Source organism: Anaerovibrio lipolyticus LB2005 (assembly GCF_000621545.1).
In the GTDB taxonomy this organism is placed as follows: Bacteria; Bacillota; Negativicutes; order Selenomonadales; family Selenomonadaceae; genus Anaerovibrio; species Anaerovibrio lipolyticus_A.
Map to the genome: position 1 here is coordinate 76398 of NZ_JHYA01000007.1, position 26311 is coordinate 102708.

The window sequence follows — 26311 nt, forward strand, 5'->3', positions numbered from 1 at the left end:
ATTACTAATGCACAGATGATTGACATCTTGAAGGCTATTGCTGCCAAGATCGATGAAGAAAAGGATTATCTCACTGAACTTGACAACGAGATTGCTGATGGTGATCACGGTGTAAACATGGCTAAGGGTTTTGATGCAGTTGTAGCAAAATTGGACGCTATGGCTGGAAAGGATATTGGAAGTATCCTTAAAACAACTGGTATGACACTGGTATCTACCGTTGGCGGTTCTGCCGGTCCTCTTTATGGTACTGCTTTTATGAAGGCTGGTGCCAAGCTGGCTGGCAAGAATGAAATGGATGGCAAGGACCTTGTTGATGCATTGGAGGCTGCAATTGGCGGTATCCAGATGCGTGGCAAGGCTACCACCGGCGAAAAGACCATGCTGGACGCTCTCTGCCCTGCTTTTGATGCATTGAAGGAAGGCATAGAGGCTGGTGAGGATCTTAAGGATGCTTTGGCTAAGGCTGTTAAGGCGGCTGAAGATGGTGTGGAGTACACCAAGACCATCAAGGCTACCAAGGGACGCGCAAGCTACATTGGTGACCGTAGTATTGGTCATCAGGACCCTGGCGCAACCTCCGCATTCTATATGCTGGAGACCCTGTTGGCAAACATCTGATAATTAAGTTTTCTAGAGCCAGGCTTAGGGGAAGCTCCTGGGCCTGGCTTTTCTTTTAAGGAGAATTGAAATATGGTTGGTGTAGTTATTGTTTCCCATAGCCAGACTTTGGCCGAGGGCGTAGTTGAATTGGCAAAACTGATGGCTTCTGATGCAAAGATTGTTGCAGCGGGCGGTCTTGACGATGGTACTCCTGGTACCAGCTTTGAGAAGATTTACAATGCAGTTGAGGAAGTTTATTCTGATGACGGTGTTGCAGTTCTCATGGATATGGGCAGTGCTGTAATGACCACTGAAATGGTTATTGAGGCAATGGAAGGCCGTAAGATTGTTATGCTGGATGGTCCTGTTGTGGAAGGCGGCGTTGTAGTAGCCCTGGAAGCATCACTGGGTACTCCGTTGGAGGAGCTTCAGGAAAAGGTTGATGAAGCAAGAGATACTAAAAAATTAGATAACTGATTGGTTTTACCAATATAACAATACATAATATGAGGCTGCGGATATGTCTGTTTGATGTCATACATCCGCAGTTTTTTCTTTATACATAATATGAAATAGTACCATAGTCTTTATAATAAAAAGAAAATTTACATGGCATATATAAATTAGACAACAAATTGGCTAAAAAAATTAGCAAAAGGATGATTTGAAATTGTTAAAATATTCCTTTTTCTTTACAAAATATGCTATAATAAAGTAGTCGGGAGGGGTAGCGATTGAAGTTAAGAGGAAGCTTATGTCTGTTGCTGGCAGCTTTTATTTGGGGTGTCACTTTTGTGGCCCAGCTGGTAGGAATGGACAATATTGGCCCCTTTACCTACGGCTTTGCCCGCTATGTGGTAGGCGTTATGGCCATATTTGTTATTTGGTATGGCTTTAGAGGAAAACGCCGTGATGCCAAGGAGCATGGTGAGTATTATTCAGGCTGGAAGGCTGGCATGGGTGCCGGCGTAATTATGTTTGTGGCTTCCGCCTTTCAGCAGTGTGCGCTGCAGTATACGACTGCCGGCAAAACAGCATTTATAACCTGCTTATATATTATTTTTGTCCCGATTATTTCGGTGGTCATAGGAAAAATATTGAAGCTGGAAAATTGGATAGGCGCCTTGGCAGCTCTTATTGGGCTATATTGCTTGTCCATAAAAGGAGATTTTGATTTAAATTACGGTGATGTTCTTGCTTTTATCTGCTCTATATTTTGGTCATTGCATATTATGTATATTGACCGTTTTGCAGATAAAAAGGATAACATAGATATATCGGCATCACAGCTGGTGGTTTGTGCTGTGCTTAACGGTATAGCCGCCTTTGCCATGGAGAGTGTAGTTTGGCAACACATTGTAGATGCTTGGTTTCCAATAGCTTTTGCCGGGGTAATGTCCTCCGGGATAGCCTTTACCTTGCAGATTGTGGGGCAGAGATATGCGGAACCAGCTCATGCAGCTATTATAATGAGTCTTGAGTCAGTGTTTGGTGCTGTGGGAGGTTGGTTCGTGCTTAATGAGCAAATGTCCCATATAGAAGTGTTTGGCTGTATGATGATGCTAATGGGGATGCTGATTACTCAGGGTAGCGTTATTATAAGAAATCATTCGTTTAAAATATAGTATAGTATAGAAGAAATAAAGGATTCTTTTACACTATGGGGAGGATTGTAAGGATGACTGAATCTAATTCTTCAATAAGAGGAGCAGTTGTTACTATAAAAATCGTTGGTGTCGGTGGTGGCGGCAATAATGTTTTGGCCCGTCTTGCTGAGGATGGCATGGACAAGAGCCAGCTTGTAGCTGTTAATACGGACGTGCGTCAGCTCAGAATCCTTGATGCTGCAGGTATTCCTGCAGTTTTGATAGGTGCAAATTTAACTAGAGGCCGTGGTACTGGTGGCGATCCTGAAAAAGGACAGTCAGCAGCTATTTCTGATGCGGATCAGATTGCAGAGGCAATTCAGGGAGCTGATTTAGTATTCATTACTGCTGGCATGGGTAAAGGCGTTGGTACCGGTGCGGCACCTGTAGTGGCCAAGATTGCCCATGATATGGGCATCCTCACAGTAGGTATGGTAACATTACCATTTTCCCATGAGGGCAGCCGTAAAATGGAAGTCGCACGGGATGGTGTAAAGCTCCTGCGTGAACACATGGATGCACTGGTTGAGGTTAAAAATGATAATATTCAGCGTCTGCCTGAGTTTAAACAGAAGTCTGTCGGTGAGTCCTTCAGCATGGTGGATGATGTATTGCGTCAGTCCATCAGCAGCATAGTGGAAATGATTCAGACCACAGGCGTTATTAATGTGGATTTTGCAGATGTTACAACCATTTTTAAGAGTGGTGAGAACTGTGATGCTGTCATGGGTATGGGTGAGGGAGCCAATGCCTTGGAGGCTGTTCAGACTGCAATTAGTTCTCCGCTTATTGAGACATCCATTAAGGGTGCTCGTGGACTTATAGTAAATCTGACAGGCAGCAAGGATTTGCCTCTCCATGATGTTAGGGAAGCCAATGAATTCCTTTATGATAACACCCATCCGGATGTAGAGAATATTATTGGTTTGGTTGTTGATGATAATATGGGGGACAGAGTAAGAGCTACAGTTATAGCCACTAACTTTGACCCTGCTGTTCTTGCTGATAAAAACAGCATTGTAAAGCCAATTCAGTTTGGCAAGGTGGAAGCACCTAATCCTGTTCCACCGCTTTACGTGGATAAGAAGCCAGAGCCTCAGCCAGATGCAGAGGGAAATGTTCAGACCAATGATGGTCCTGAGCTTATTGGCTTTATGAAGCGTCCTGCCCATATGGGAGGCAGCAGTGTAAATGCAGTTAAAATAGAAGAGAAGAAAGATTAATAAATAGATTTATGGAAACTCGTTTTGAAAGGACAGAGCTGCTTCTGGGAGAAGCGGCTCTGACGAAGATGTCCGGTAGCCGTGTAGTTGTTTTTGGTGTTGGTGGTGTTGGTTCATATACCGTTGAAGCCTTGGCCAGATGCGGTATCGGGCATTTTTTGCTTATAGACAATGATGTAGTCAGTGTAAGCAATATCAACCGGCAGTTACATGCACTCACAAGTACAGTGGGGCAGTACAAGACCAGGCTTATGGCTGAACGCATAAAGGAGATTAATCCAAAGGCGGTGGTAGAAACAATTGAGGATTTTTATCTGCCAGATAACCGGGATAAATTCCTCAAGGGGAAGATTGATTATATTGTGGATGCCATAGACACAGTGACAGCCAAAATAGACTTGGCTGTGCAGGCTGATAAAATGGGAATACCGATTATCAGCAGCATGGGAGCTGGCAATAAGCTGAATCCGGCAGAATTTGAGGTTTCGGATATATATAAAACCAGCGTGTGTCCCTTGGCAAGAGTGATGCGTCAGAAGCTGAAAAAGCTGGGAGTGAAGAAGCTTAAGGTGGTCTATTCCAAAGAAGAACCTATTAAGCCAAAGAAAAAATCTGGGGAGACAGATGATATTTCCAATGGTGCATCAAAAAAGGCTGTTCCAGGCAGCGTGTCGTTCGTTCCTTCAGTTGCCGGCCTTATCGTAGCCAGTGAGGTAGTGAAGGATCTGTGTAATGGGTTAATTGAACGATAAAATTAGCCTTGGTTTGGTTATTTCCGTGTATACATTATAATTTAACAATTTTGTTATATCTACTATGACAATAAAATAATATTATGATATAATATTATTTGTTGTATGCCAAAACTTTATAAGGGGTTTTGAGGTGTAAATGTATAAGGAGGAATAAGAAATGAAACTGTTTGGCAAACTTTCTCTGTTAAGCGTCATGCTGGTGACAATTATTGCACTGGTTGCAGGTTGCGGCGGCGATGGCGGTAAGAAATTCCTGAACATTGCTACTGGTGGTACTGCTGGTACCTACTATCCAATCGGTGGCGCAATGTCTGAGATCCTGAACAATGAGATTAAGGGCATGAACGCAAGCGCTCAGAGTACTGGTGCAACTGTAGCAAACATCAATATGTTGAAAGAAGGTCAGGTGGATCTGGCTATCGTTCAGAACGATATTACCTACTATGCTGCTAACGGCACAGAGATGTTCGAAGGCAAGAAGGTAGAAAACATTAAGGGTATTGCTACTCTGTATCCAGAGACCTGTCAGATTGTAACTCTTGATGGTAAGGGCATCAAGACAATTGCAGATTTGAAGGGCAAGCGCGTTGCTGTAGGTGCTATGGGTAGTGGTGCTGAGGCCAATGCACGTCAGATTCTCGCCGCTTATGGCATTACTTATGATGATATTGATGAGCAGTTCCTTTCCTTCAGTGAGGCTGCAAGCGCATTAAAGGACGGTAACGTTGATGCAGCATTCCTCACCGCTGGTTATCCTACTGCTGCAGTACAGGATATCGCTTCCCAGAACAAGGTTCGTCTGCTTCCTGTAGAGGCTGCAAAGGCTGATGCTTTGATTGCCAAGTATCCATTCTACACCAAGGTTACTATTCCAGCAGGTACTTATGGCATGACTGAGCCAGTAGAGGCTATTTCTGTTATGGCTATGCTCGTATGCTCTGACAAGGTTGACGATGCTCTTGGTTATGAAATCACCAAGGCTCTCTTCACTCACCTTGATCGCATTCAGGCAGCACATGCAGCAGCAAAGGCTATTAGCAAGGAAGGCGCAGTTAAGGGTATGCCAATTCCTATGAATGCCGGTGCTGAGAAGTTCTTTAAAGAGTAAGAGAATATGAAAGCTATGGGAGCTGTTATAGAAGCTATTCTTTCAGCTCCCCTTTTTAAAATGATAAAAAGAATACTTGTATCATGTATACTGGTATTGGTCTTGTGCTGTACCGGTTGGTGGCTGACAAGGCCAATGCTCAGTATATATGGAAATGAAACTCAAAAAGTTGTAACTATGAATGTTACACCAGAAACCAAACTGGAAATAAGCTTTATACATTCAGTACAAAAGACTTTAGTGGAGGAGTTTCTCGTCCCCGATGAGAAGCTAAAAGGTTTTGTGCTGAATTCCACCAAATATCATTCCTTTGGTGTTGGATTGCCTTTTATGGAGTCAGATGGTGCCTTTCGACAGGAAGGAAATGCCTTTATTATGGATGATATGAACCGTCACTTCAATGAATTGAACCTGCGTACTGGAGTGGGTACTAAGCTGACGGTTACGGTTGATGATCAGAAATTTGAGCTTTATGAAATGTTTGAGCCTGGTCAAAAAATAGATATTGTTATTATACCTAGATATAAGACCTTTTTAAGGTAACGGTAAGAAGGAGGGATTATACAGCTATGGCAGAAGAAAAAGATGAAAAAGAACTGGCCGCCGAAGTGCTGAAAAAGTACGATAAAGAGTCAGATACTATGCTGTATACAGGGGTTATGGCCAAGATCGTTTCGGCCATTGCAATTACGTTTTCAGTATTCCAGTTATATACCGCTATCTTTGGTGTACTGGATGCCCAGCTCCAGAGAGCTGTGCATTTAGGGTTCGCCTTGGCGCTGTCATATTTACTTTATCCTACCAGAAAATCCTGGTCCAGAACCAAAGTCCACCCATTTGATGTACTTCTGTCAATATTGGGTGCTGCAGCACCTGCTTACATCTGTATTATGTACCGTGAGCTGGCCATGCGTGCTGGTATGGTAACACCTACAGATATGATAATTGGTGTTCTCGGTCTGCTGCTGGTGGTGGAGGCCACTCGCCGTGTAGTTGGTATCCCAATGGTTGTTGTGGTGTTGGTATTTTTAACTTACGCATTTGCAGGACCTTATATGCCTGGTGTTCTTGCTCACAGAGGATTGTCCATAGAACAGCTGGTAGGTCACTTGTATTTTACTACTGAGGGTATTTTTGGTATTCCGTTGGGTGTATCGTCGACCTTCATATTCCTGTTTATTTTGTTTGGTGCTTATCTGGAATCAACTGGATTGGGCAAATTCTTTATTGATATTGCTAATGCAATTGCTGGTTGGGCCAGTGGCGGCCCGGCAAAGGTAGCTGTACTTTCCAGTGCTCTTATGGGTACTGTATCCGGAAGCTCCGTTGCCAATGTTGCCGGCACTGGAAGCTTTACTATCCCAATGATGAAAAAGCTGGGCTATCGCAAGGAATTTGCGGGAGCAGTTGAGGCCGCATCCTCCACTGGTGGTCAGCTGATGCCACCAGTAATGGGCGCTGCTGCATTTCTCATGGCGGAGTTTGTAGGTGTGCCTTATATTGATATCGTCGCAGCTGCTGTAATTCCAGCAATTTTGTACTTTACAGGCTTGTGGCTGGGGGTTCATCTGGAAGCCAAGCGCAATAATTTGAAGGGTGTACCTCGTGATCAGCTGCCAAAGGCATGGGTTATCTTCAAGGAACGCGGTCATTTGGCTATTCCGCTGGTAGTTATTGTTTATCTGTTGGTAACCGGTTATACTCCAATGCGTGCTGCACTGGTAGCAATTGTGCTTTCTATTGTGGCATCTGCTTTAAGAAAGTCCACCCGCATGAAGCCAATCGAGATTATCAAGGGCTTGGAGGCTGGTGCCCGTAATGTATTGGGCGTTGTTATTGCATGTGCTTCCGCAGGTATCATTATTGGTGTTGTAACCAAGACTGGTATTGGCTTGAAGCTGGCATCTGGTCTCTTGGCATTGTCCGGAGGCAATTTGCTCCTTACAATGTTCTTTACCATGATTACTTCAATCATTTTGGGCATGGGCGTTCCTACCACCGCAAACTACGTAATTACATCAACTATTGCGGCTCCGGCTCTTGTGCAGATGGGTGTACCAGTATTGGCTGCCCACATGTTCGTGTTCTACTTCGGAATAATTGCGGATGTAACACCACCTGTAGCCTTGGCGGCCTATGCGGCCTCGGGTATCAGTGGTGGTAAACCGCTGATGACAGGTGTAAATGCGTCGAAGCTGGCTATAGGAGCCTTCATCATACCATATATATTTGTAATGTCGCCAATGATATTGATGATAAATGCCACGGCCTTTGGATTAATATTCTCCACGGTCACGGCAATATTGGGAATGGTGGGTGTAAGCTCTGCAATGATTGGCTATCTGGCAGATCACAGCAAGCCTATTGAAAGAGTTATCCTCTTTGTAGGTGGTATTTTGATGATCATTCCTGGTGTTGAAACCGATATTCCAGGTATGATTATTCTCATGGCAATTTTGCTGTTGCAGAGAAAACGTCACAAGGATTCTGAACCTGTTGGTGCATAACATTTAATTTCATGAAAAATAGTACCCTGAATTACTTTTAAAATGTAATTCAGGGTGCTTCTTTTTTAGCTAAAAATATTGAATTAACAGGGGAATTTGTATATCATTGTATATAAGAGTGCTAGTATCTGCGATTGGGGGATGAGTGATATCAATGAATAAGCGTACGAATATCCCACAAGGCTCTATTCTCAGACGAATATCCTTATTTTTCAAAATGATTCAGCGAACCACGGATGATTACTATTTTGCTACGGACATTGATGAGAATCTGATTACTGTGTCGGCGAATATGGTCAATGATTTTGAGGTTCCCAGTGAGTGCTTCTACGATATGGATCGTTATTGGACCCCGTTGATTCATCCGGATGATTTGGACGGTTTTTATGAATCCATGAAGATACCGGAATCCAGAAAGGCTAATATTGGTCACGATTATGAATATCGTGTGAAGAACAGAAAAGGAGATTACGTATGGGTGCGTTGTCGGGGGCAGTATGCCTTTGATACCCGTACGGATAAGCCTTTCTTGTTTCTTGGCTGTATCAAAAAGCTGGCCCAGAGGAATCATGCCGATGAGCTTACGGGATTGCTGAACAAGTATCAATTTGAACATGCTGTCAAGGTAGCCTTGAACCGGTATCGCGTGGATGGAACCGGCGGGGCTCTGATGGTGCTCGGAATCGATAATTTTAAAATTGTTAATGAAACCTATAACCGTCACTACGGTGATGAGGTGCTGAAGCTGGCTGCAAAGATGATATCAGATGTATTACCAGCTGGGGTAATGCTGTATAAGATGGACGGTGACGAATTCGCCCTGGTTATACAGGATGTGGACACAGAAAAGGTTGAAGATATTTACGGAAGTATTCAGAAAAGCTTTGCCCGTCCTCATAATATTGACGGCAAGCAATTTTTCTGTACTGTTTCCTGTGGTACTGTGTTGTTCCCTCAGGCTGGCAAGGACTATCTGGTTCTTCATAAGCATGCAGAGGCTGCCTTGGATTTGGCCAAAAAGGATGGTAAAAACAAGAATTGTATTTTCTCAAAGGAGAACTACAATCGCTGGATACGTTCACTGAGTATGCGTGATGATCTCAGGGTAAGTATTGAGCGGGGCTGTGAAGGATTTTCTCTGTTTTATCAGCCCCAGGTCAGCGCCAAGGAAAATAGAATTATTGGTGCGGAGGCTTTGCTTCGTTGGCGCAATCCTAAGGGACGCATGGTTTCACCAATGGAATTTATCCGTATTCTTGAGGAAACTAAGATGATTATTCCGGTGGGACACTGGATTTTTGAAACTGCTGTTAAGCAATGCAAGGAGTGGCAGAAGATTAATCCGGACATGAGCATCAGCATCAATTTGTCCTATGAGCAGATTAAGGATGCTTCCTTCAAGGATTTTGTGGTGGATTGTCTAAAGCGGTATGAGATTGCCCCGGAGCAAATCGTGCTGGAGCTGACGGAATCAACCATCGTGTCTGACTGGAGCAATATTAACCGCCAGTTTGATGATTTCCGCAAGCTGGGTATAAGGATTGCCATGGATGATTTTGGTACAGGCTATTCTTCTTTGGCTTATTTGAAAAATTTGTCCTGTGATATCGTAAAGATTGACCGGGCCTTTGTTACTCACATTACAGAGAAGGATAATGCCTTTGACCGTCGACTTGTAGGGGTTACTGTGGATTTGTGCCATAGTGTTAATATCAAGTGTTGTATAGAAGGCGTGGAAACCGAGGAGGAATATGCCCTCCTTAGGGATATATGCCATGCTGACTGTATTCAGGGATATTTGTTTGGTCGTCCTGAGTCGCCGGAAAACTTCGAATTGAAATATTTTAAAGGTGAATCCACCCGCGCGGAATAGAGTGTTTTTGTAAAGTTGTAGTTTGTTTTAGGAGATTTTATGCCAAGAGATAAGGAAGAAATGCCGGAGATTACCCTATTGGGCAATCAGAATACTAAATATGGTTTCGAATATGATTCGGGGGTGCTGGAGACCTTTGATAACAAGCATCCAGACAATGACTATTGGGTAAAGTTCAACTGTCCTGAATTTACTTCCCTGTGCCCTATTACAGGGCAGCCGGATTTTGCTACCATCTATATTTCCTATGTACCTGATATTAAGATGGTGGAAAGCAAGTCACTGAAGCTGTATTTGTTCAGTTTCCGCAATCATGGTGATTTCCATGAGGATGTGGTGAATATTATCAAGAAGGATCTTATTAAGCTTATGAACCCAAAGTATATTGAGGTGTGGGGCAAGTTCCTTCCAAGGGGGGGTATTTCCATTGATCCTTATACCAACTATGGTCGCCCTGGAACCAAGTTTGAGGAGCTGGCCTGGCACAGATTTCAGCAGCATGATTTGGCCTTTATGGACAAAGTGGATAACCGATAAAATAATTATTAATGAGTGTTTAGAATACTCCTGTATATTTTATGCAGGGGTATTTTTTTACATTAAAATAGAAAAATAAATAGAGTATCATATTGAAAATATTTAATAATGATATATAATTTAATTAAAAAAGAAGGTGAGAACATGGATATTGTTAAAAAATCACTACTAATGTTAGCGGGGATATTATTACTTGCAGTTGGTATAATCTATTGGCAACTGGGCAGTGATGAAAACCTTGAAAACGGGGCAACCAGCGGACAGACACTGGATAATACCACAGAGGAGCGTGGTGGAGCAGCTAATATTGCAGTATATGTTTGTGGGGCGGTGAAGAATCCTGGAGTAGTGCTGCTAAGTCCCAACAGTCGTGTGGGAGATGCCATAAACAGTTGTGGAGGCCTGCTTCCCAATGCCAATGCAGAAAACATTAATTTGGCGGAGGGGATTAAGGATGGGATGCAGATAAAGGTACAGTCAAGGAATATGAATCCCGGTAGTGAGGGAATGGGGCAGGGGACTGCCTTACCAGGAAAAGGGGAATCGGCTGATGGCAAAATCAATATCAACACAGCCGGCATTGAGGAATTGACAAGGATTCCAGGTGTAGGCAAGGCAACAGCCCAGAGAATAATTGATTACAGAGCTCAGAACGGTACTTTTGAGGATATAGAAGATTTAAAGAAAATCAAGGGGATTGGCAAGGCGAAGTTTGAAAAAATGGCGCCTAAAATAACCATTTAACTTGCTGATATTTAAATGGGATTTATTCGATGCGGAAGAATGATGGAGAACAATATGTTTAATGGACGGCTGTCACCTAAGGTATTGGTAAACGGGTTGCTGGCTTTGCTTATTGTGGCAATACTACTTGGAAGGAAGTTTGCCTGTTTACCCGGCATGAATATGGATCAGGGAGATATTGGCCAATGGGCGGAGCGGGAGATTACAGTGGTGGGAGAGCTGGTGAATGCACCTGCGATGCGTATTGATGATGCTGGTAAGCGTCATATAAAATATGTAATAGCCAGTAATCAGGTTCTTGTAGGAGGGAAATGGACCGATACCCACGGAAAAATTATTTTGTATGCCAATGATACTTCTTTCGATACTCATAAGGGGCTGTTGAGGGAAGGGGAATACGGCGAAGAAAAATATGGTCGTTCAGGGGATCAAATCAAAGTCAGCGGTAAATTGATGAAGCTCCATGACTATCAAAATCCCGGGCGTATAGATATGATAACGGTCAATTTTGCCCAGGGAATTCATGGTCAGATGTCTGCAGGGAAATACAGCATTGAGCTTACGGGGCAAGAAAAAAATATAATGTCACGGGTGGCTGAGAAAATACGTCATTTATATAAAAGTCAGCTGGAGGCTGTTATGCCCAGAGAGGACAGTGCTGCCATATTTGCCATGTTATTTGGAGGTTATGGAGGTATTAAGCCGGAGCTGCTAGAGGCCTTTACGATTACAGGCTTGATTCATATTCTCTCAGTATCCGGTTCCCATATCACTTTGATGGCTGGCACCGCCAATGTTATAGGGCGATTACTGGGATTGAGTGGTGGCCTGACTTCCCTTTTGGCAACAGTGATTATTGTAGTATACAGTTTGTTGGCAGGCTTTACCACCCCGGTTATTCGCTCGGCAATTATGGGAATATTAACTGTTATGGCCCTGTCTTTGGGACGGGAAAAGGATGCCCGGCATATTTTGAGCGTTACGGCCTTGGGATTATTGTTGATATGGCCACTTTCCCTTTTTGATATATCCTTTCAGCTATCCTTTGGGGCTACGGCTGGATTGCTTTATATATCACCGCTAATTGGCAGATATTTGAGAAAGTATTTACCTCATTATATGGCTGATTCTTTGGGAGTAACCTTGGGTGCACAGCTGGCTGTTTTGCCCCTCATGGCCTGGTACTTCAATGTAATATCCATAAGTTCCTTGCTGGCAAATCTTGTGGTGGCTCCCGTGGTGGAACTGATTATTGTGATAAGCCTGCTGGCAGGTGTCTTGGTTGGGTTTCTTCCGGTGCTGGGGCAGTTCATTTTTATTGTATCCTCTATGCTTTTGGGCTTGGCATACGAGCTAACCCGCCTTATAGCCAGGCTGCCGGGGAGTCAGGTCTATTTGCCAACCCTTTGCATAACATTTTGGGGGATGTACTATGTATTATTGTTAATTTTTATTATGCCTGAGGATAAAAGAGCTTATTTTCGCAATAAGCTCAGCAATTTGTGTTGTATTGTAAAAAACGAAAGGAAAGACAGAAAAATAATTGGTGGTGGAGTGGCGTTGCTGTTGGCTGTAGCTGTAATTAGCTATGCAATTAGGCCAAATGAAATGCAGGTTCACTTTATTGATGTGGGGCAGGGTGATGCGGCTCTTGTAATAACTCCAAATGGGCATGCCTTTATGATTGATACGGGAGGTACCCGTCAGGGGGCTTATGATATAGGTGCCAGGGTGGATGTGCCATATTTGCTTCACTATGGGGTAAGAAAGCTGGATTTTATAATGCTTACCCATGCCCATGATGATCATGCCAAGGGAGTAAGTGGCATATTGGGAAAAATACCAGTGGGGGCTGTTATGATAGGCCATGAAGGCCAGGAGGCCTATTTAAAAACCTTTGGTGGCTTAAATCCGGCCGTGAAAACAGAGCCCATGGTGGTTCTTAAGGAAGGTACTGAGATGAACCTTGACGGTGTACGGATTCAGGTATTATATGCTCCGGAGGAAAATAAAACCGGTGGAAGTACGGGAAATGAGTTTTCTAATTTGATAAGGGTATCCTATGGTAAGCATAGCTTTCTTTTTACCGGGGATTTGTCCAGTGAACATGAAAGCATATTGTGCAGCAGGGGGACACCTCTGGAAAGTACAGTTTTGAAGGTGGGCCATCATGGAAGCAATACCTCAAGCTCCCAGGAGTTCCTGAGGGCAGTAAAGCCTAAATGGAGCGTTATCAGTGTGGGATATGGCAATAGCTTTGGTCATCCTAAAAAAGAAATTTTGCAAAGACTGGAAAGCTGTACTGACAGTAAGGTTTTGAGAACAGATGAAAATGGGGCGGTTGTATTTTATAGTGATGGAGAAAAATTGCGTGTTGATGCTCAAATAGTGTATGATAAATAAGCACTGTATGATATACGAAGGTGATTATATGAATTTTGGGGAATTGAAAACACGCTTAAAAAAAGGTGATGTCAGCCGGCTTTATTTATTGTCCGGTGAGGAATCCTATTATATACAGAAGGCTGAAGAAGCAATTTTAAATACCTTGTTTCCTAAGGGATATAATGTTGAGGATGTACAGCTTGTAGACGGCACCAGTCTGTCTATTGTGGATTTTGTTGGTATGGTGGAAACAGTGCCGTTTTTTTCGCCTAAAAATGTAATTATTGTAAGAGATGCCATCATGTTTAAGGCAAAAAAGAGTGCAGAAAATGAAGCTGTTGGCAAGGACTCTGCCAAGCAGGCATCTGCAATGGAGGATCGTCTATATAAGCTGTTTGCCAATATGCCTGATTTCAGCATTGTTATTTTTGAGCTTCGGGGAAAGGCGGATGGCAGGAAGAAGCTCTATAAGGAATTTTCCAAGCACGCTCAGATTATGGAGGCTGCGTCAGTAAAGGCCTATAATATTGATGAATGGCTTCAGGGGAAGCTCCAGGAGATTCATAAAACCATGGACAGGGAGGCCCATGCCTATTTTGTCCGGGCTGTGAGTATGATGGAGAATATTCCTTTGGGCTTTTTAGATAAGGAAATGGAAAAGCTCTCCCTATTTATGGGGCCGGAGCAGAAGCTGATAGATCGTGATACTCTGGTACAGGTCTTTTCTGATATGCCGGAGATTTACGGCTTTGCCATGAATGATGCCATAAGCAATCACGACATAAAAAAAGCCCTGTACCTGTTTAATAAGCAGCAGGAGCAGGGAGTATATATAGTACCTATAATAGGTCAGCTGGTACATTTCGTTCGTCAGATGTGGCAGGCGAAAACCATGCTGAACAAGGGGCTTAGGGATAAGGCCTTGGGACAGGCCATTGGGGTATCTCACCCCTTTATAATAAAAAAAATAATTAGAGAATGTCAGGGCTTTTCAGAGGAAACCCTTAAAAATGCCTTCCTCCAGTTGGCAGAGTGTGATTTGGGAGCCAAAACAGGCCGTCTGGATAATGCTGAGGTGGAAGGGGTAATCATTAGTCTTTGTGCCAATAATAAATAAAGTGCAATGTAATAAAGCCTGCCTCCATGGGAGACAGGCTTTTATTTCATGCGAATCATTATGCCATTGCGTTAACCTTGCGAGCTAAACGGGACTTCTTACGGCTTGCACAATTCTTGTGATATACATGATTTGCAGCAGCCTGGTCGATAGTCTTGCATGCAAGTGCAAGGAGGGCCTTTGCTTCTTCAACGTTACCAGCTTCAACAGCGTCCATAACCTTGCGGGAAGCAGTTCTTACGCGAGACTTCTCAGCCAGGTTCTTAGCATGGCGCTTCGCGTCAGTCTTTACACTCAGAATAGAAGATTTAATGTTTGGCAATTAGTTCACCCCCTTGAAATTTCAGTACCTATGTATTCTAGCATGGTAAAATGAAAAATGCAACATTTTATTTATGATTATTTTTCTGTCAATGGGAGTTTTTTCTATATAAATATGGAAAAATATTAATAACTGGGTTATAATAATTTGACTATTTGTGTTTACTTTTAACTCGAAGGGAAGAGATTATGGATACAAAGAAAATTCGTAATTTTTCAATTATAGCTCATATTGACCATGGCAAGTCCACTATTGCCGATCGTCTTATCGAATATACAGGTACCCTTTCCAAGCGTGAAATGGAAAATCAAGTGCTGGACAATATGGATTTGGAGCGGGAGCGTGGTATTACTATCAAGGCTCAGACGGTGCGCATTGATTATAAGGGCAAGGACGGGGAAATGTATTGCCTGAATCTTATCGATACACCGGGCCATGTGGATTTTACCTATGAGGTTTCCCGTAGCTTGGCTGCCTGTGAGGGTGCCCTGCTGATTGTAGATGCTGCCCAGGGCGTCGAGGCTCAGACTCTGGCCAATGTTTATATGGCTTTGGAGCATGATCTGGAAATTATTCCTGTTATTAACAAGATTGATTTGCCAAGCGCGGATCCCGACAGAGTTAAGCAGGAGATTGAGGATGTTATTGGCCTGGATGCCTCTGAGGCAATTTTGGCTTCTGCCAAAACCGGGCAGGGTATCGAGGAAATCCTTGATGCCATTGTGGAGCGTATTCCTGCACCATCAGGAGAGGCGGACAAACCTTTAAGTGCGCTGATTTTTGACTCCTATTTTGATTCCTATAAGGGTGCCATTGCCCATATCCGTATTATGGACGGCGTTCTTAAAAAGGGCATGGGGCTTAAAATGATGGCTACAGGCAAGGTGTTTGATGCTACAGAAATTGGCTGCTTCCGTCCTCAGACCACGGAGCTTCAGGAAATGGGGCCCGGCTCTGTAGGATATTTGGCTGGTTCCCTTAAGCAGGTTCGTGATGTGCGGGTTGGTGATACTGTAACTCTTGCTGAGGGCGGCGTTACTGAGCCTTTGCCTGGTTATCGGGGCGTTACTCCGATGGTGTACTGCGGCCTTTATCCTGTGGACAGTGCAGATTATGATAATTTAAAGGATGCCTTGGAAAAGCTGCAGCTTAACGATGCTGCCCTGGTTTTTGAGCCAGAGACCTCCATTGCCCTTGGCTTTGGTTATCGTTGTGGCTTCTTGGGCCTGCTTCACATGGACGTTATTCAGGAGCGTCTGGAGCGTGAGTATAATCTGAAGCTTATAACAACCGCTCCAAGTGTTATTTATCACGTATTTAAGACTGACGGGGAAATGGTAACGGTGGATAATCCATCCGACCTGCCTGACCCAACCACTATTGACCATATCGAGGAACCATTCGTTAAAGCCACTGTAATCGTTCCAAAGGATTTCGTGGGCGCTGTTATGGAGATTTCCCAGAATAAGCGCGGTGAGTTCAAGAGTATGGACTATCTGGATGTAAACCGGGTTATGGTAATTTATCATATTCCTCTTAGTGAAATAATCTATGATTATTTTGATAAGCTGAAATCCTCCACCAGAGGCTATGCTTCTCTCGATTATGAGTTGGCGGATTATCAGCCGGCAAAGCTGGTTAAGCTGGATATCCTTATGAATGGTGAAGCGGTGGATGCTCTGTCTACCATTGTTCATGTGGATAATGCGGCTTCCCGTGGTCGTTCTCTGGCTGCTAAGCTGAAGACCATTATTCCTCAGCAGATGTTTGAGATTCCAATTCAGGCAGCTATTGGCAATAAGATTATTGCCCGTGAAAATGTCCGTGCATTGCGTAAGGACGTTTTGGCCAAGTGCTATGGCGGTGATATTTCCCGTAAGCGCAAGCTGCTGGAAAAACAGAAGGAAGGTAAAAAGCGCATGAAGGCTGTGGGCAGGGTAGAGGTGCCACAGGAAGCATTCATGGCGATACTCAATATAGATTAAATACGTCAAAAGAGTGTTGTCCTTCGCTCGGCTTCGTCACTAAAACTATTTTTTTCTTTCAATTAGTCAGTGAGAAAAATCCAAACTCGCTCGCCTTTATACGATTGGTGTTGCTTCGCTCAAACAGTGGATGTTTTCTCACTGTGTAAGTATGAAAAAAACAGTTTATTAACGTTCCTCAGCCTAATGTCTCAGGACAATCACCCTTTCGACGACTATATAATAGAGGTGTGTGCGTATTGCCATGTAATCACATACCTCTTTTTTTATGACTATAATAGAGCTGGTGTAGGTTATGACAACTGATTTTGGCGTATATATCCATATCCCCTTTTGTAAGCAGAAATGCTTTTATTGTGATTTCCCATCCTTTGCGGGGCGGGAGAAGTACATAGATGAGTACCTTAACAGTCTGCACCATGAAATGGAGCTGGGGGCAGAAAGAATCGCTGAAAAGGGGAAATTGACTCCCCATACTATTTATATTGGTGGCGGAACCCCCAGTCATTTGAATTTATCTCAAATGCAAATGCTGTTTGAAGCTATTCGTGCTAATATGCAGGTGAAAGATGTGGCAGAATTTACCATGGAAGTAAATCCCTGCACCATAGATGAAGAAAAACTTCATTTAATGAAGGCTAATGGCATAACGCGTGTAAGTATAGGCGTGCAGAGCTTTGATGATGGCTGCTTGCAGCGCATTGGCAGGATTCACAAAAGCAGCATGGCAATTGAAAAGGTTAGGCTGGCCCAAAAGGCTGGTTTTGATAATATCAGTATCGACCTTATGTATGGCCTGCCGGGGCAGACATTGGATATGCTTAAGAAATCACTGGACAAGGCCATGGAGTTAGGCATTCAACATATTTCTGTTTACGGGCTTCAGCTGGAGGAAGGTACAGTGCTGGCAAAGCAACAGGAAATGGGCAGATTGGAGCTGCCGGATGACGAAGCAGTGGAGAAAATGTACGATTATCTAGTGGAGTATTTGCCGGCCCATGGCTTTAGCCGCTATGAGATATCCAATTATGCTATGGATGGATATTATAGTCGCCATAATACCCTTTATTGGCAGGATGTACCATATCTTGGATTTGGCTCTGGTGCCCATTCCTACTGGCGGGGAAACCGCTATGAAAATCCAGTGGACATTTGTGAATATATTAAGGCCACAGCAGAGGGCAAATTCCTTCATATTGTGGAGGAGGCTGTCAGCGAAAAGGCCCACATGGAAGAATTTTGTTTTCTGGGTTTGCGCATGACTAAGGGCATTAACAAGGAAAAATTCATGGAAAAATTCAATCGGGACATCTATGAAGTCTTTGGCAATGCCATAAAAGAAATGACGGCCAAAGGCCTTTTGCAGGAAAATGATGGGGTATTATCTTTAACTCCAATGGGTATGAAATACGGCAATATGGTATTTGGAGCATTCATAATTGAATAGATTACCAAGTTTTGGACGTATAAAACCTTTTGTATTGTAAAAAGTCAAATATTTTGTCTTGACTTATTGACTTTTATGTTCTTTAGGTTTATAGTCTTTATAGAAGTTAGCACTCAGCAACATGGAGTGCTAACAACAGGAGAGATTGTTATGATTGATGAGAGAAAGCAGCATATACTGCAGGCCGTCATTCAGGATTATATATCATCAGCGGAGCCAGTGGGATCAAGAACCTTGGCCCGTAAGTATGATTTGGGCGTAAGTCCTGCAACTATAAGAAATGAAATGGCAGACCTTGAGATGCTGGGATATCTTGAACATATTCACACATCATCAGGCCGTATCCCTTCTTCCAAGGGTTATCGTCTTTATGTAGACTCTCTTCTGCCAGTTAAGCCTATGACTGATGCTGAAAAGGCTATCATTGATAAGTGGTACAAGACCAAGGTTCAGCGCATAGACCAGGTTTTCCAGGAAACGGCCAAGCTGATTTCCAAGATGACCAAGAATGTGTCTCTGGTGTTGGCACCACAGATTTCAAAGGCAGCTTTTAAATGTATGCAGTTCCTTCCGTTGGATGATCACCGGGTCATTGCAGTGCTGATGACTGATGCGGGCTTTGTGGAAAACCGCATTATGGAAATGCCGGATGGCGCGTCCTTTGAAGATTTTCAGCGTATGGCTCAGGTGGCCAATGGCCATTTATCTGGTCACACACTGGAGACCATTCATACCAAGAGCTTGAAGCAGATAGAATCCGCTATAGGCGATAAGGGCCTTTATGATTCAGCCTTTGACCTCATTAGCAAGGCATTGGATTCAGACCGCAAGGAGCGCCTCTATTTGGGGGGCACCACGGAGCTGATGACACAGCCGGAATTTCACAATGTGGATAAGGTTAAGGAGATTCTGCTCATGCTGGAGGAGGATCAGCTCATGAAGGATATTCTTCGTTCCCATTTGGGAGATGGTCTTACCGTATCCATAGGACAGGAAAATGAATACAGCGGCATTAAGGATTGTAGTATTATTACTGCAACATACCATCTGGATGGAGAATTGCTTGGCTCATTGGCAGTTCTTGGGCCAACCAGAATGGAATATGGACGTACAATGTCCCTTTTAAATTATATGAACCAAAATCTCAATGAAGTCGTAAAAAGGCTGAATTGGTAGAATACTAAAGAGGTGAAAAAACAGAATGCCTTTCGATAAAGACAAGCTTAAGAAAAAGGATGAAGAAAAGTTAGAGGAAATGCAGAGGGAGATTGATGAACATGATGAATCTTCTGAGGAGCTTGCCGATGCTGAAGCTGCAACTGAGGTTGTAGAGGATGTTCCGGAGGAAAAGGATGAGCTGGAGGAATTAAAGGAAAAGCTGGCTGAGGATGAGGAAAGATATAAGCGACTTCAGGCAGATTTTGAAAATTTCCGTCGTCGTACCCGCCAGGAAAAGGAAGAGTTGTCAGCTCTGGTAGTTCAGAATTTTATTACTGAGCTTTTGCCAATGGTTGACAATTTTGAACGCGCTATGGCTGCTGAGGCTACTGATGCCGCAGCTTTCCAGCAGGGCGTGGATATGATATTTAATCAGCTCATGGAAATTTTGAAGAACCGGGGGCTGAAAAAGATTGAAACCAAGGATGCAAAGTTTGATCCAAACTTCCATCAGGCAGTAATGCGTGTGGAGAATCCTGAGCTGGAGGACGATACCATTGTCATGGAGCTTCAAAAGGGCTACATGGTAAAGGATAAGGTTATCAGACCTTCCATGGTTCAGGTTGTATCTAATTAAGGCTTGTTTTAATAAAATAGTTTGTTACTTTTAAGGAGGAAATATAAAATGTCTAAGATTATTGGTATTGACTTAGGAACAACTAACTCTGTTGTATCTGTTATGGAAGGCGGCGAGCCTACAGTTATCACTAACCCTGAGGGCAGCCGTATTACCCCATCTGTTGTTGGCTTCACCAAGACTGGTGAGCGTCTGGTAGGTCAGCTGGCAAAGCGTCAGGCTGTATCCAACCCTGACCGTACCATCGCTTCCATCAAGCGTCACATGGGTGAGAAGAACTACACCGTTACTGTAGATGACAAGAGCTATACTCCACCAGAGATTTCTGCTATGATTCTTCAGAAGCTGAAGGCTGACGCAGAGGCTTATCTTGGTGAGACCGTTTCCCAGGCAGTAATCACTGTTCCAGCATACTTCAACGACAGCCAGCGTCAGGCTACCAAGGATGCCGGTCAGATTGCAGGCTTGGAGGTTCTCCGTATTATCAATGAGCCTACTGCTGCTGCACTGGCCTATGGTATTGATAAGGAAGATGCTCACACCGTTTTGGTATTCGACCTTGGTGGTGGTACCTTCGATGTATCTATCCTCGATATTGATGGCGGTATGTTTGAGGTTCGTGCTACCAATGGTGATACCCATCTGGGCGGCGATGACTTCGATCAGGCTGTTATGAACTGGATCGTTGAGGAATTCAAGAAGGAAAACGGCATTGATTTGTCCGCAGATAAGATGAGCGCACAGCGTGTTATTGAGGCTGCTGAGAAGGCTAAGATTGAGTTGTCCAGCATGATGTCCACCAACATCAACCTGCCATTCATCACTGCTGATGCTTCCGGTCCTAAGCATCTTGACCTCACCCTTACCCGTGCTAAGTTTGATGAGCTCACTGCTGATCTGGTTGAGCGCACCATGGTTCCTACCCGTAAGGCTATGGAAGATGCTGGCCTCACTGGCAACGATATTGACAAGATTCTGTTGGTTGGTGGTTCTTCCCGTATTCCAGCAGTTCAGGAAGCTATCAGAAAGTATCTTGGCAAGGAGCCACATCGTGGTATTAACCCTGATGAGTGCGTATCTGTTGGTGCTGCTATCCAGGGCGGCGTTCTCTCCGGCGATTATGACGAGAAGGGCGTAGTTCTTTTGGATGTAACTCCACTTTCCCTTGGTATTGAGACCTTGGGCGGCGTTTGCACCAAGATTATTGAGCGTAACACCACCATTCCTACCTCCAAGAGCCAGGTATTCTCCACCGCAGCTGATAACCAGCCAGCAGTAGAGATTCACGTACTCCAGGGTGAGCGTGAGATGGCAGCAGGCAACAAGACTCTGGGCCGTTTCAATCTTACTGATATCCCACCAGCTCCTCGTGGAATCCCTCAGATTGAGGTTAAATTCGATATTGACTCCAATGGTATCGTACATGTATCCGCTAAGGATCTTGGTACCGGCAAGTCCCAGAATATTACCATTCAGTCTGACAGTGGCATGAGCAAGGAAGACATTGACCGCATGGTTAAGGAAGCTGAGGCTCACGCAGCAGAGGACAAGAAGCAGAAGGAAAACATTGAAATCCGCAACAATGCTGACTCCATGGTTTACCAGGCTGAGAAGGTTATTAAGGAGATGGGCGACAAGGCTGATGCGGCTCAGATCGAAAAGGTTAAGGCTGGCGTAGAGAAGGTTAAGGAAGCACTGAAGGGTACTGATAACGAAGCTATCAAGAAGGCTACTGAAGAGCTCCAGCAGCCACTTTACGAAATCAGCGCTGCAGCATATCAGGCTGCACAGCAGGCTCAGCAAGCACAGGGCGGTCAGTCCGGTGCAGGTGCCCAGCAGGCGCCAAAGGATGATAATGTAGTAGATGCAGACTTCACTGAGGTTAAGGAAGATAAGTAATCCCGATTTTATTGAAGGCATAGATGCAGCTATTGCATAATGCATAAAAGTATTGTAGTATATATGGGCTGCTGCCTTATGGTGGCAGCCCATACTTGATAGGATAAGGTGGATTATATGAGCGAAAAGCGAGATTATTATGAGGTCCTGGGACTCCAGAAGGGTGCTTCCGAGGCTGAAATAAAAAAAGCATATCGCAAGATGGCTATAAAATATCATCCTGACCGTAACCGTGATAACAAGGAAGAAGCAGAAGCCAAGATGAAGGAAATCAACGAGGCTTATGACGTTCTCAAGGATCCTCAGAAGAAGGCACAGTATGACCAGTTTGGCCATGCAGCCTTTGACGGTCCCGGCGGTGGAGCTGGTGGTTTCGGTGGCGGCTTCGGCGGCTTTGGCGGCGGAGATTTTGGAGATATATTTGAAACCTTCTTTGGCGGTGGTGGCGGCTTCGGTGGCTTTGGCGGCCGTTCCCGTCGTCCTGGTCCTGAGCAGGGGGCAGACCTTCGCTATGACTTGGAGATTACCTTTGAGGAAGCTGCATTTGGCAAGGAAGTGGAGCTTAACATTCCTCGTACTGAGAACTGTGAGAAGTGTCATGGTACTGGTGCTGCAGAGGGAACATCCCCTGAGGAATGTCCGCAGTGTCATGGAACTGGCCAGGTTCAGACTGTACGCAATACCCCATTGGGCCGTATGATGAGTACCTCCACCTGTGGTCGTTGCAGTGGTACTGGAAAGATTGTAAAAACTCCATGTAAGGAGTGCGGTGGCAAGGGGCAGAAGAAGGTTCAGCGGAAGATCAAGGTTAATATCCCGGCTGGTATCGACGAGGGGCAGCGCATCAGAGTTGCTGGCGGTGGCCAGGCTGGTAAGCGCGGCGGTGCCAACGGTGATCTCTATGTATATATCTACATTAAGCGTCATGAGCTGTTTAGCCGCGAGGGCGCTGATGTAATGTGCGAGGTACCTATTTCCTTTGTTCAGGCTGCTTTGGGTGACACCATAGAGGTGCCTACTATCCACGGGAAGGTTGAGATGAAGGTGGCAGCTGGTACTCAGTCCGGCACCATTATGCGTCTCCGTGGCAAGGGAATTCCTATTTTGAGGCGTTCTGGTTCCTTTGGAGACCAGCACGTTCGTATCAAGGTTCTGACTCCACAGAAGCTGTCTGATAAGCAGAAGGAACTCCTGAAGGAGTTTGGCGAAATCAGCGGGAAAAAAGTAAATCCTGAACAGGACAGCTTTTTTAATAAGATGAAGAAGTTGTTTAAGAATTAATTGATGTATTTACCCTGGGCGCATTATGCGTCTAGGGTATTCGTCATGTATAGGAGAATTTTTAAGGAGCGAGAAATATGAAGTGGTGTGAAATAAGCATTCAGACAACCCATGAGGCTACGGAGCTTATTGCAGAGATTTTCAATGACTTGGGTGCCACCGGGGTGGTTATTGAGGATCCAGAGCTGGTAAACGACTATATTACCTCCGGCAAATGGGATTATACAGATATTCCTATTGCCACTGAAACTGAGGTGGTTACAGAAAAGGCATATTTGGCAGTGGATGGAGAACTGGAGGGCAAGCTCCAGACCTTCAAACAGGAGGTCAAGGCCCTTGAAGGCCGTGGCGTAAGCATTGCACCTGGTATTATTACCACCAGCGAGCTGGCAGATGAGGACTGGTCAGATACATGGAAGCAGTATTTTCATACAGAAAAGCCGGGAGATCGCATTGTTATCAAGCCTAGCTGGGAGCAATATGAGCCAAAGGATGATGAAATCGTTGTGGAGCTGGACCCAGGAGCTGCCTTTGGAACGGGCACTCATGCCACCACATCCATGTGCATTTGCGAACTGGAAAAGCTGGTGCAGCCAGGCATGAAGGTTTTTGATGTGGGCACAGGCTCCGGTATTTTGTCAATTATTGCTGCCAAGCTGGGAGCAAAGGATATTCAGGCAGTGGATTACGATGATTCCGTATTGAAAATCGTCCAGGAAAATCTGGAGGAAAATCACGTGGAAAATGTGATTTCAGTTGCCCAGAGCGATTTGATGCAGAATGTTCACGGCAAGGCCAATCTGGTAATTGCTAATATTGTGGCTGACATTATAATTCGTCTTTTTGATCAGCTGGACGACCATCTTGAGGAGGATGGCACTCTCCTTACCAGCGGTATTATTGAGGATCGTATTGACGATGTGATAAATGCTGCTACGGCCCATGGCTACGGTGTGGTTAAGCGCATGGAAAACAAGGGCTGGGCGTGCATAACGTTTAAGAAGCAGGCTTAATAATGAGAAGAATCTTTATATCTGATTTATTAAAAGAAAATATAACCATAACCGGCCCTGATGCCCATCACCTTTCTCGGGTGATGCGTTCCAAAGAGGGAGACCATATTGTGGTGGCTGATGATGAAGGCAGGGTTGGGGAATATGTCATGACTGGCTTTACAGAGGATAAGGTGGAGTTGAAGCTGGTGGCATATATTGATGAAAATACCGAATCCAATGTGGAGATTACTTTGGCTCAGTGTCTGCCCAAGGGAGATAAGCTGGAGCTTATTACCCAGAAGGCTACGGAGCTGGGCATTAACTCCATTGTGCCCCTGACCAGCGATAACTGTGTCGTGCGCTATGATGCCAAGAAAGCCAAGACTAAGCGTGATAAATGGCAGAAGATTGCCAATGAGGCTGGAAAGCAGTGTGGCAGAAGCCGTCTCCCTGAAGTGGAGGAAATTCAACCTTTGAAGCAATGGCTGAAGGAAATGGCGGCTCATCAGGATGATGTGGCCCTTTGTATGTGCTACGAAAATGAGGAGCAGACCGGAATAAAGGAGTTTTTGGCAAAGTGCAGCCAGAAACGGTTTGCTGTGGTTATTGGCCCGGAGGGGGGCTTTTCCCTTGATGAGGCGGAGTATGCCAAAAAGCTGGGGATACCTTCCGTAAGTCTGGGCAGCAGAATTTTGAGGGCAGAAACGGCGGCTATTTCCGCCATGTCCATTATCCAGTATGAAAAAGGTGATTTAGGAGGTAGAAATTAATGTCGACAGTGGCGTTTATAACGCTGGGCTGCAAGGTAAACCAGTTTGAAACGGAATCCATGGAAGGACTTTTTAAGCAGTCCGGCTATGATATTGTTCCCAATACCAATGTGGCTGATGTTTATGTTATTAATACCTGCTCTGTTACCAGCTTTGGTGACAAGAAGTCCCGTCAGCTTATTCGCCGGGTACAGCGCCTTAATCCTAAAGCAATTATTGCCGTCACTGGCTGTTATTCCCAGGCGGCTCCAGATGAAGTAAAGGCCATTGAGGGGGTGCGTGTTGTTCTTGGTACCAGTGACCGTGCCAATATTGTAAACTATGTTGAGCAGGCCATGGCAGAGGATGGTATTATTGACAGGGTCGATGATATTATGAAGGCACGGGATTTTGAGGACATTCCTCTTTATGAAATGCCTGCAAGAACCAGAGCCTTCCTTAAAATTCAGGAGGGATGCACCAATTTTTGCAGCTATTGTATTATCCCTTATACCAGAGGGCCCCTTCGTTCCCGCAAGCTGGAAAGCATTCGCAGTGAAGCCAAAAAGCTGCTGGACCACGGCTTTAAGGAAATCGTGCTGACTGGTATTCACCTTGGTGCCTATGGCAAGGATTTCAAGGATGGCACATCCCTTTATGATGCGGCTAAGGCGGTATTGGAATTGCCTGGCCTTCGTCGGCTTCGACTAAGCTCCTTGGAATCCATTGAACTGTCTAAGGAGCTACTGGATCTGATTAAGAATCATCCTAAGTTCAGTCATCATCTTCATTTGCCGTTACAGGCGGGCTCAGATGAGGTGCTGAAAAAGATGAATCGCCACTATAATCGGGATGAGTTCACCAGTCTAATAAAAAATGTGAAGGAAAGTGTTCCAGGTGTGGCTATATCCACCGATGTTATTGTGGGGTTCCCAGGAGAGACAGAGGAAATGTTTGCTGAAAGCCTTGAGTATATAAAGACCCTTGGCTTTGCCAGAATGCATGTATTCCCATATTCTCCAAGAACGGGTACTCCGGCTGCCAAGATGCCGGATCAGGTGCCTGAGCCGGTGAAAAAGGATAGGGTACACAGACTTCAAGCCCTGGCCCAGCAGATGGCCGAGGATTTCCATAGCCAGTATTTGGGCACAGTTCAGGAGGTCCTCTTTGAAACCAATAATGATGGTATTACGGATGGACTTACTGATACTTATATTCGGGTTTATACCGATGATGAAGTTGAGACCGGGGAACTATATAAAGTGCGCCTCGAAAAATTGTATAAAGACGGCTTATATGGTAAAATACAGAGGTGTGAGTAACATTTAAGCATAATGTAA

At 44.5% G+C, this 26311-nt stretch carries 23 protein-coding genes; 22 read left to right on the forward strand and 1 reads right to left on the reverse strand.

Going from position 1 to position 26311, the window contains the following annotated elements; all coding sequences use genetic code 11:
• The first annotated feature begins 15 nt into the window (after positions 1–15).
• The 13 genes from dhaL (at position 16) to holA (ending at position 14498) form a co-directional block, all read left to right on the forward strand.
• Positions 16–621, forward strand: a complete 606-nt coding sequence (gene dhaL / locus T355_RS0107850; RefSeq protein ID WP_027397270.1) for a dihydroxyacetone kinase subunit DhaL — start codon at positions 16–18, stop codon at positions 619–621.
• A 72-nt stretch (positions 622–693) separates the two neighbouring features.
• Positions 694–1080 carry a dihydroxyacetone kinase phosphoryl donor subunit DhaM gene (gene dhaM, locus T355_RS0107855; RefSeq protein WP_027397271.1) on the forward strand — a complete coding sequence of 129 codons (387 nt, stop codon included), beginning with the start codon at positions 694–696 and terminating at the stop codon, positions 1078–1080.
• A gap of 257 nt (positions 1081–1337) precedes the next feature.
• Entirely contained in the window at positions 1338–2228 is an 891-nt protein-coding gene (locus T355_RS0107860; protein WP_027397272.1) for a DMT family transporter, read from the forward strand.
• Between the two features lie 53 nt (positions 2229–2281).
• Positions 2282–3472, forward strand: coding sequence for a cell division protein FtsZ (ftsZ, locus tag T355_RS13950; protein ID WP_051555463.1), 1191 nt, complete (start codon positions 2282–2284; stop codon positions 3470–3472).
• 11 nt (positions 3473–3483) lie between these two features.
• The gene (locus T355_RS0107870; protein ID WP_027397273.1) at positions 3484–4224 is read left to right on the forward strand and encodes a tRNA threonylcarbamoyladenosine dehydratase; all 741 of its coding nucleotides are present in this window, start codon (positions 3484–3486) and stop codon (positions 4222–4224) included.
• Positions 4225–4384: 160 nt separating this feature from the next.
• On the forward strand, positions 4385–5335 hold the full coding sequence (locus T355_RS0107875; protein ID WP_051555464.1) for a TAXI family TRAP transporter solute-binding subunit: 951 nt from the start codon (positions 4385–4387) through the stop codon (positions 5333–5335).
• A gap of 6 nt (positions 5336–5341) precedes the next feature.
• A complete protein-coding gene (locus T355_RS0107880; protein ID WP_051555465.1) occupies positions 5342–5878 on the forward strand; it encodes a DUF1850 domain-containing protein in 537 nt (178 codons plus the stop codon).
• Between the two features lie 26 nt (positions 5879–5904).
• Complete coding sequence (locus T355_RS0107885) at positions 5905–7842, forward strand: TRAP transporter permease (protein WP_051555466.1); 1938 nt, start codon at positions 5905–5907, stop codon at positions 7840–7842.
• Between the two features lie 154 nt (positions 7843–7996).
• Complete coding sequence (locus T355_RS0107890; protein ID WP_027397277.1) at positions 7997–9715, forward strand: GGDEF and EAL domain-containing protein; 1719 nt, start codon at positions 7997–7999, stop codon at positions 9713–9715.
• Between the two features lie 39 nt (positions 9716–9754).
• Entirely contained in the window at positions 9755–10252 is a 498-nt protein-coding gene (queF, locus tag T355_RS0107895; protein WP_027397278.1) for a preQ(1) synthase, read from the forward strand.
• Positions 10253–10396: 144 nt separating this feature from the next.
• On the forward strand, positions 10397–10996 hold the full coding sequence (locus T355_RS0107900; RefSeq protein WP_027397279.1) for a ComEA family DNA-binding protein: 600 nt from the start codon (positions 10397–10399) through the stop codon (positions 10994–10996).
• A 54-nt stretch (positions 10997–11050) separates the two neighbouring features.
• Entirely contained in the window at positions 11051–13399 is a 2349-nt protein-coding gene (locus T355_RS13955) for a DNA internalization-related competence protein ComEC/Rec2 (protein WP_051555467.1), read from the forward strand.
• Between the two features lie 28 nt (positions 13400–13427).
• On the forward strand, positions 13428–14498 hold the full coding sequence (gene holA / locus T355_RS0107910; RefSeq protein ID WP_027397280.1) for a DNA polymerase III subunit delta: 1071 nt from the start codon (positions 13428–13430) through the stop codon (positions 14496–14498).
• 58 nt (positions 14499–14556) lie between these two features.
• Here holA and rpsT read toward each other — a convergent pair whose 3' ends face one another.
• Complete coding sequence (gene rpsT / locus T355_RS0107915; RefSeq protein WP_027397281.1) at positions 14557–14820, reverse strand: 30S ribosomal protein S20; 264 nt, start codon at positions 14818–14820, stop codon at positions 14557–14559.
• Between the two features lie 188 nt (positions 14821–15008).
• Here rpsT and lepA point away from each other — a divergent pair, with 188 nt between their 5' ends.
• The 9 genes from lepA to mtaB all read left to right on the forward strand — a co-directional run bounded on the left by lepA (position 15009) and on the right by mtaB (position 26293).
• Complete coding sequence (gene lepA / locus T355_RS0107920; RefSeq protein ID WP_027397282.1) at positions 15009–16805, forward strand: translation elongation factor 4; 1797 nt, start codon at positions 15009–15011, stop codon at positions 16803–16805.
• A 295-nt stretch (positions 16806–17100) separates the two neighbouring features.
• On the forward strand, positions 17101–18252 hold the full coding sequence (hemW, locus tag T355_RS0107925) for a radical SAM family heme chaperone HemW (RefSeq protein ID WP_027397283.1): 1152 nt from the start codon (positions 17101–17103) through the stop codon (positions 18250–18252).
• 150 nt (positions 18253–18402) lie between these two features.
• Entirely contained in the window at positions 18403–19428 is a 1026-nt protein-coding gene (gene hrcA, locus T355_RS0107930; protein WP_027397284.1) for a heat-inducible transcriptional repressor HrcA, read from the forward strand.
• A 25-nt stretch (positions 19429–19453) separates the two neighbouring features.
• Positions 19454–20047 (forward strand): nucleotide exchange factor GrpE, encoded by a 594-nt coding sequence (gene grpE, locus T355_RS0107935; protein ID WP_027397285.1) that lies wholly within the window; start codon positions 19454–19456, stop codon positions 20045–20047.
• 48 nt (positions 20048–20095) lie between these two features.
• On the forward strand, positions 20096–21946 hold the full coding sequence (gene dnaK, locus T355_RS0107940; RefSeq protein ID WP_027397286.1) for a molecular chaperone DnaK: 1851 nt from the start codon (positions 20096–20098) through the stop codon (positions 21944–21946).
• 117 nt (positions 21947–22063) lie between these two features.
• On the forward strand, positions 22064–23227 hold the full coding sequence (gene dnaJ, locus T355_RS0107945) for a molecular chaperone DnaJ (protein WP_027397287.1): 1164 nt from the start codon (positions 22064–22066) through the stop codon (positions 23225–23227).
• Between the two features lie 77 nt (positions 23228–23304).
• Positions 23305–24240, forward strand: a complete 936-nt coding sequence (gene prmA / locus T355_RS0107950) for a 50S ribosomal protein L11 methyltransferase (protein ID WP_027397288.1) — start codon at positions 23305–23307, stop codon at positions 24238–24240.
• A gap of 2 nt (positions 24241–24242) precedes the next feature.
• Positions 24243–24992 carry a 16S rRNA (uracil(1498)-N(3))-methyltransferase gene (locus T355_RS0107955; RefSeq protein WP_027397289.1) on the forward strand — a complete coding sequence of 250 codons (750 nt, stop codon included), beginning with the start codon at positions 24243–24245 and terminating at the stop codon, positions 24990–24992.
• Positions 24992–26293, forward strand: coding sequence for a tRNA (N(6)-L-threonylcarbamoyladenosine(37)-C(2))-methylthiotransferase MtaB (gene mtaB / locus T355_RS0107960; RefSeq protein WP_027397290.1), 1302 nt, complete (start codon positions 24992–24994; stop codon positions 26291–26293). The genes T355_RS0107955 and mtaB overlap by 1 nt, the downstream gene beginning before the upstream one ends.
• Positions 26294–26311: the final 18 nt, after the last annotated feature.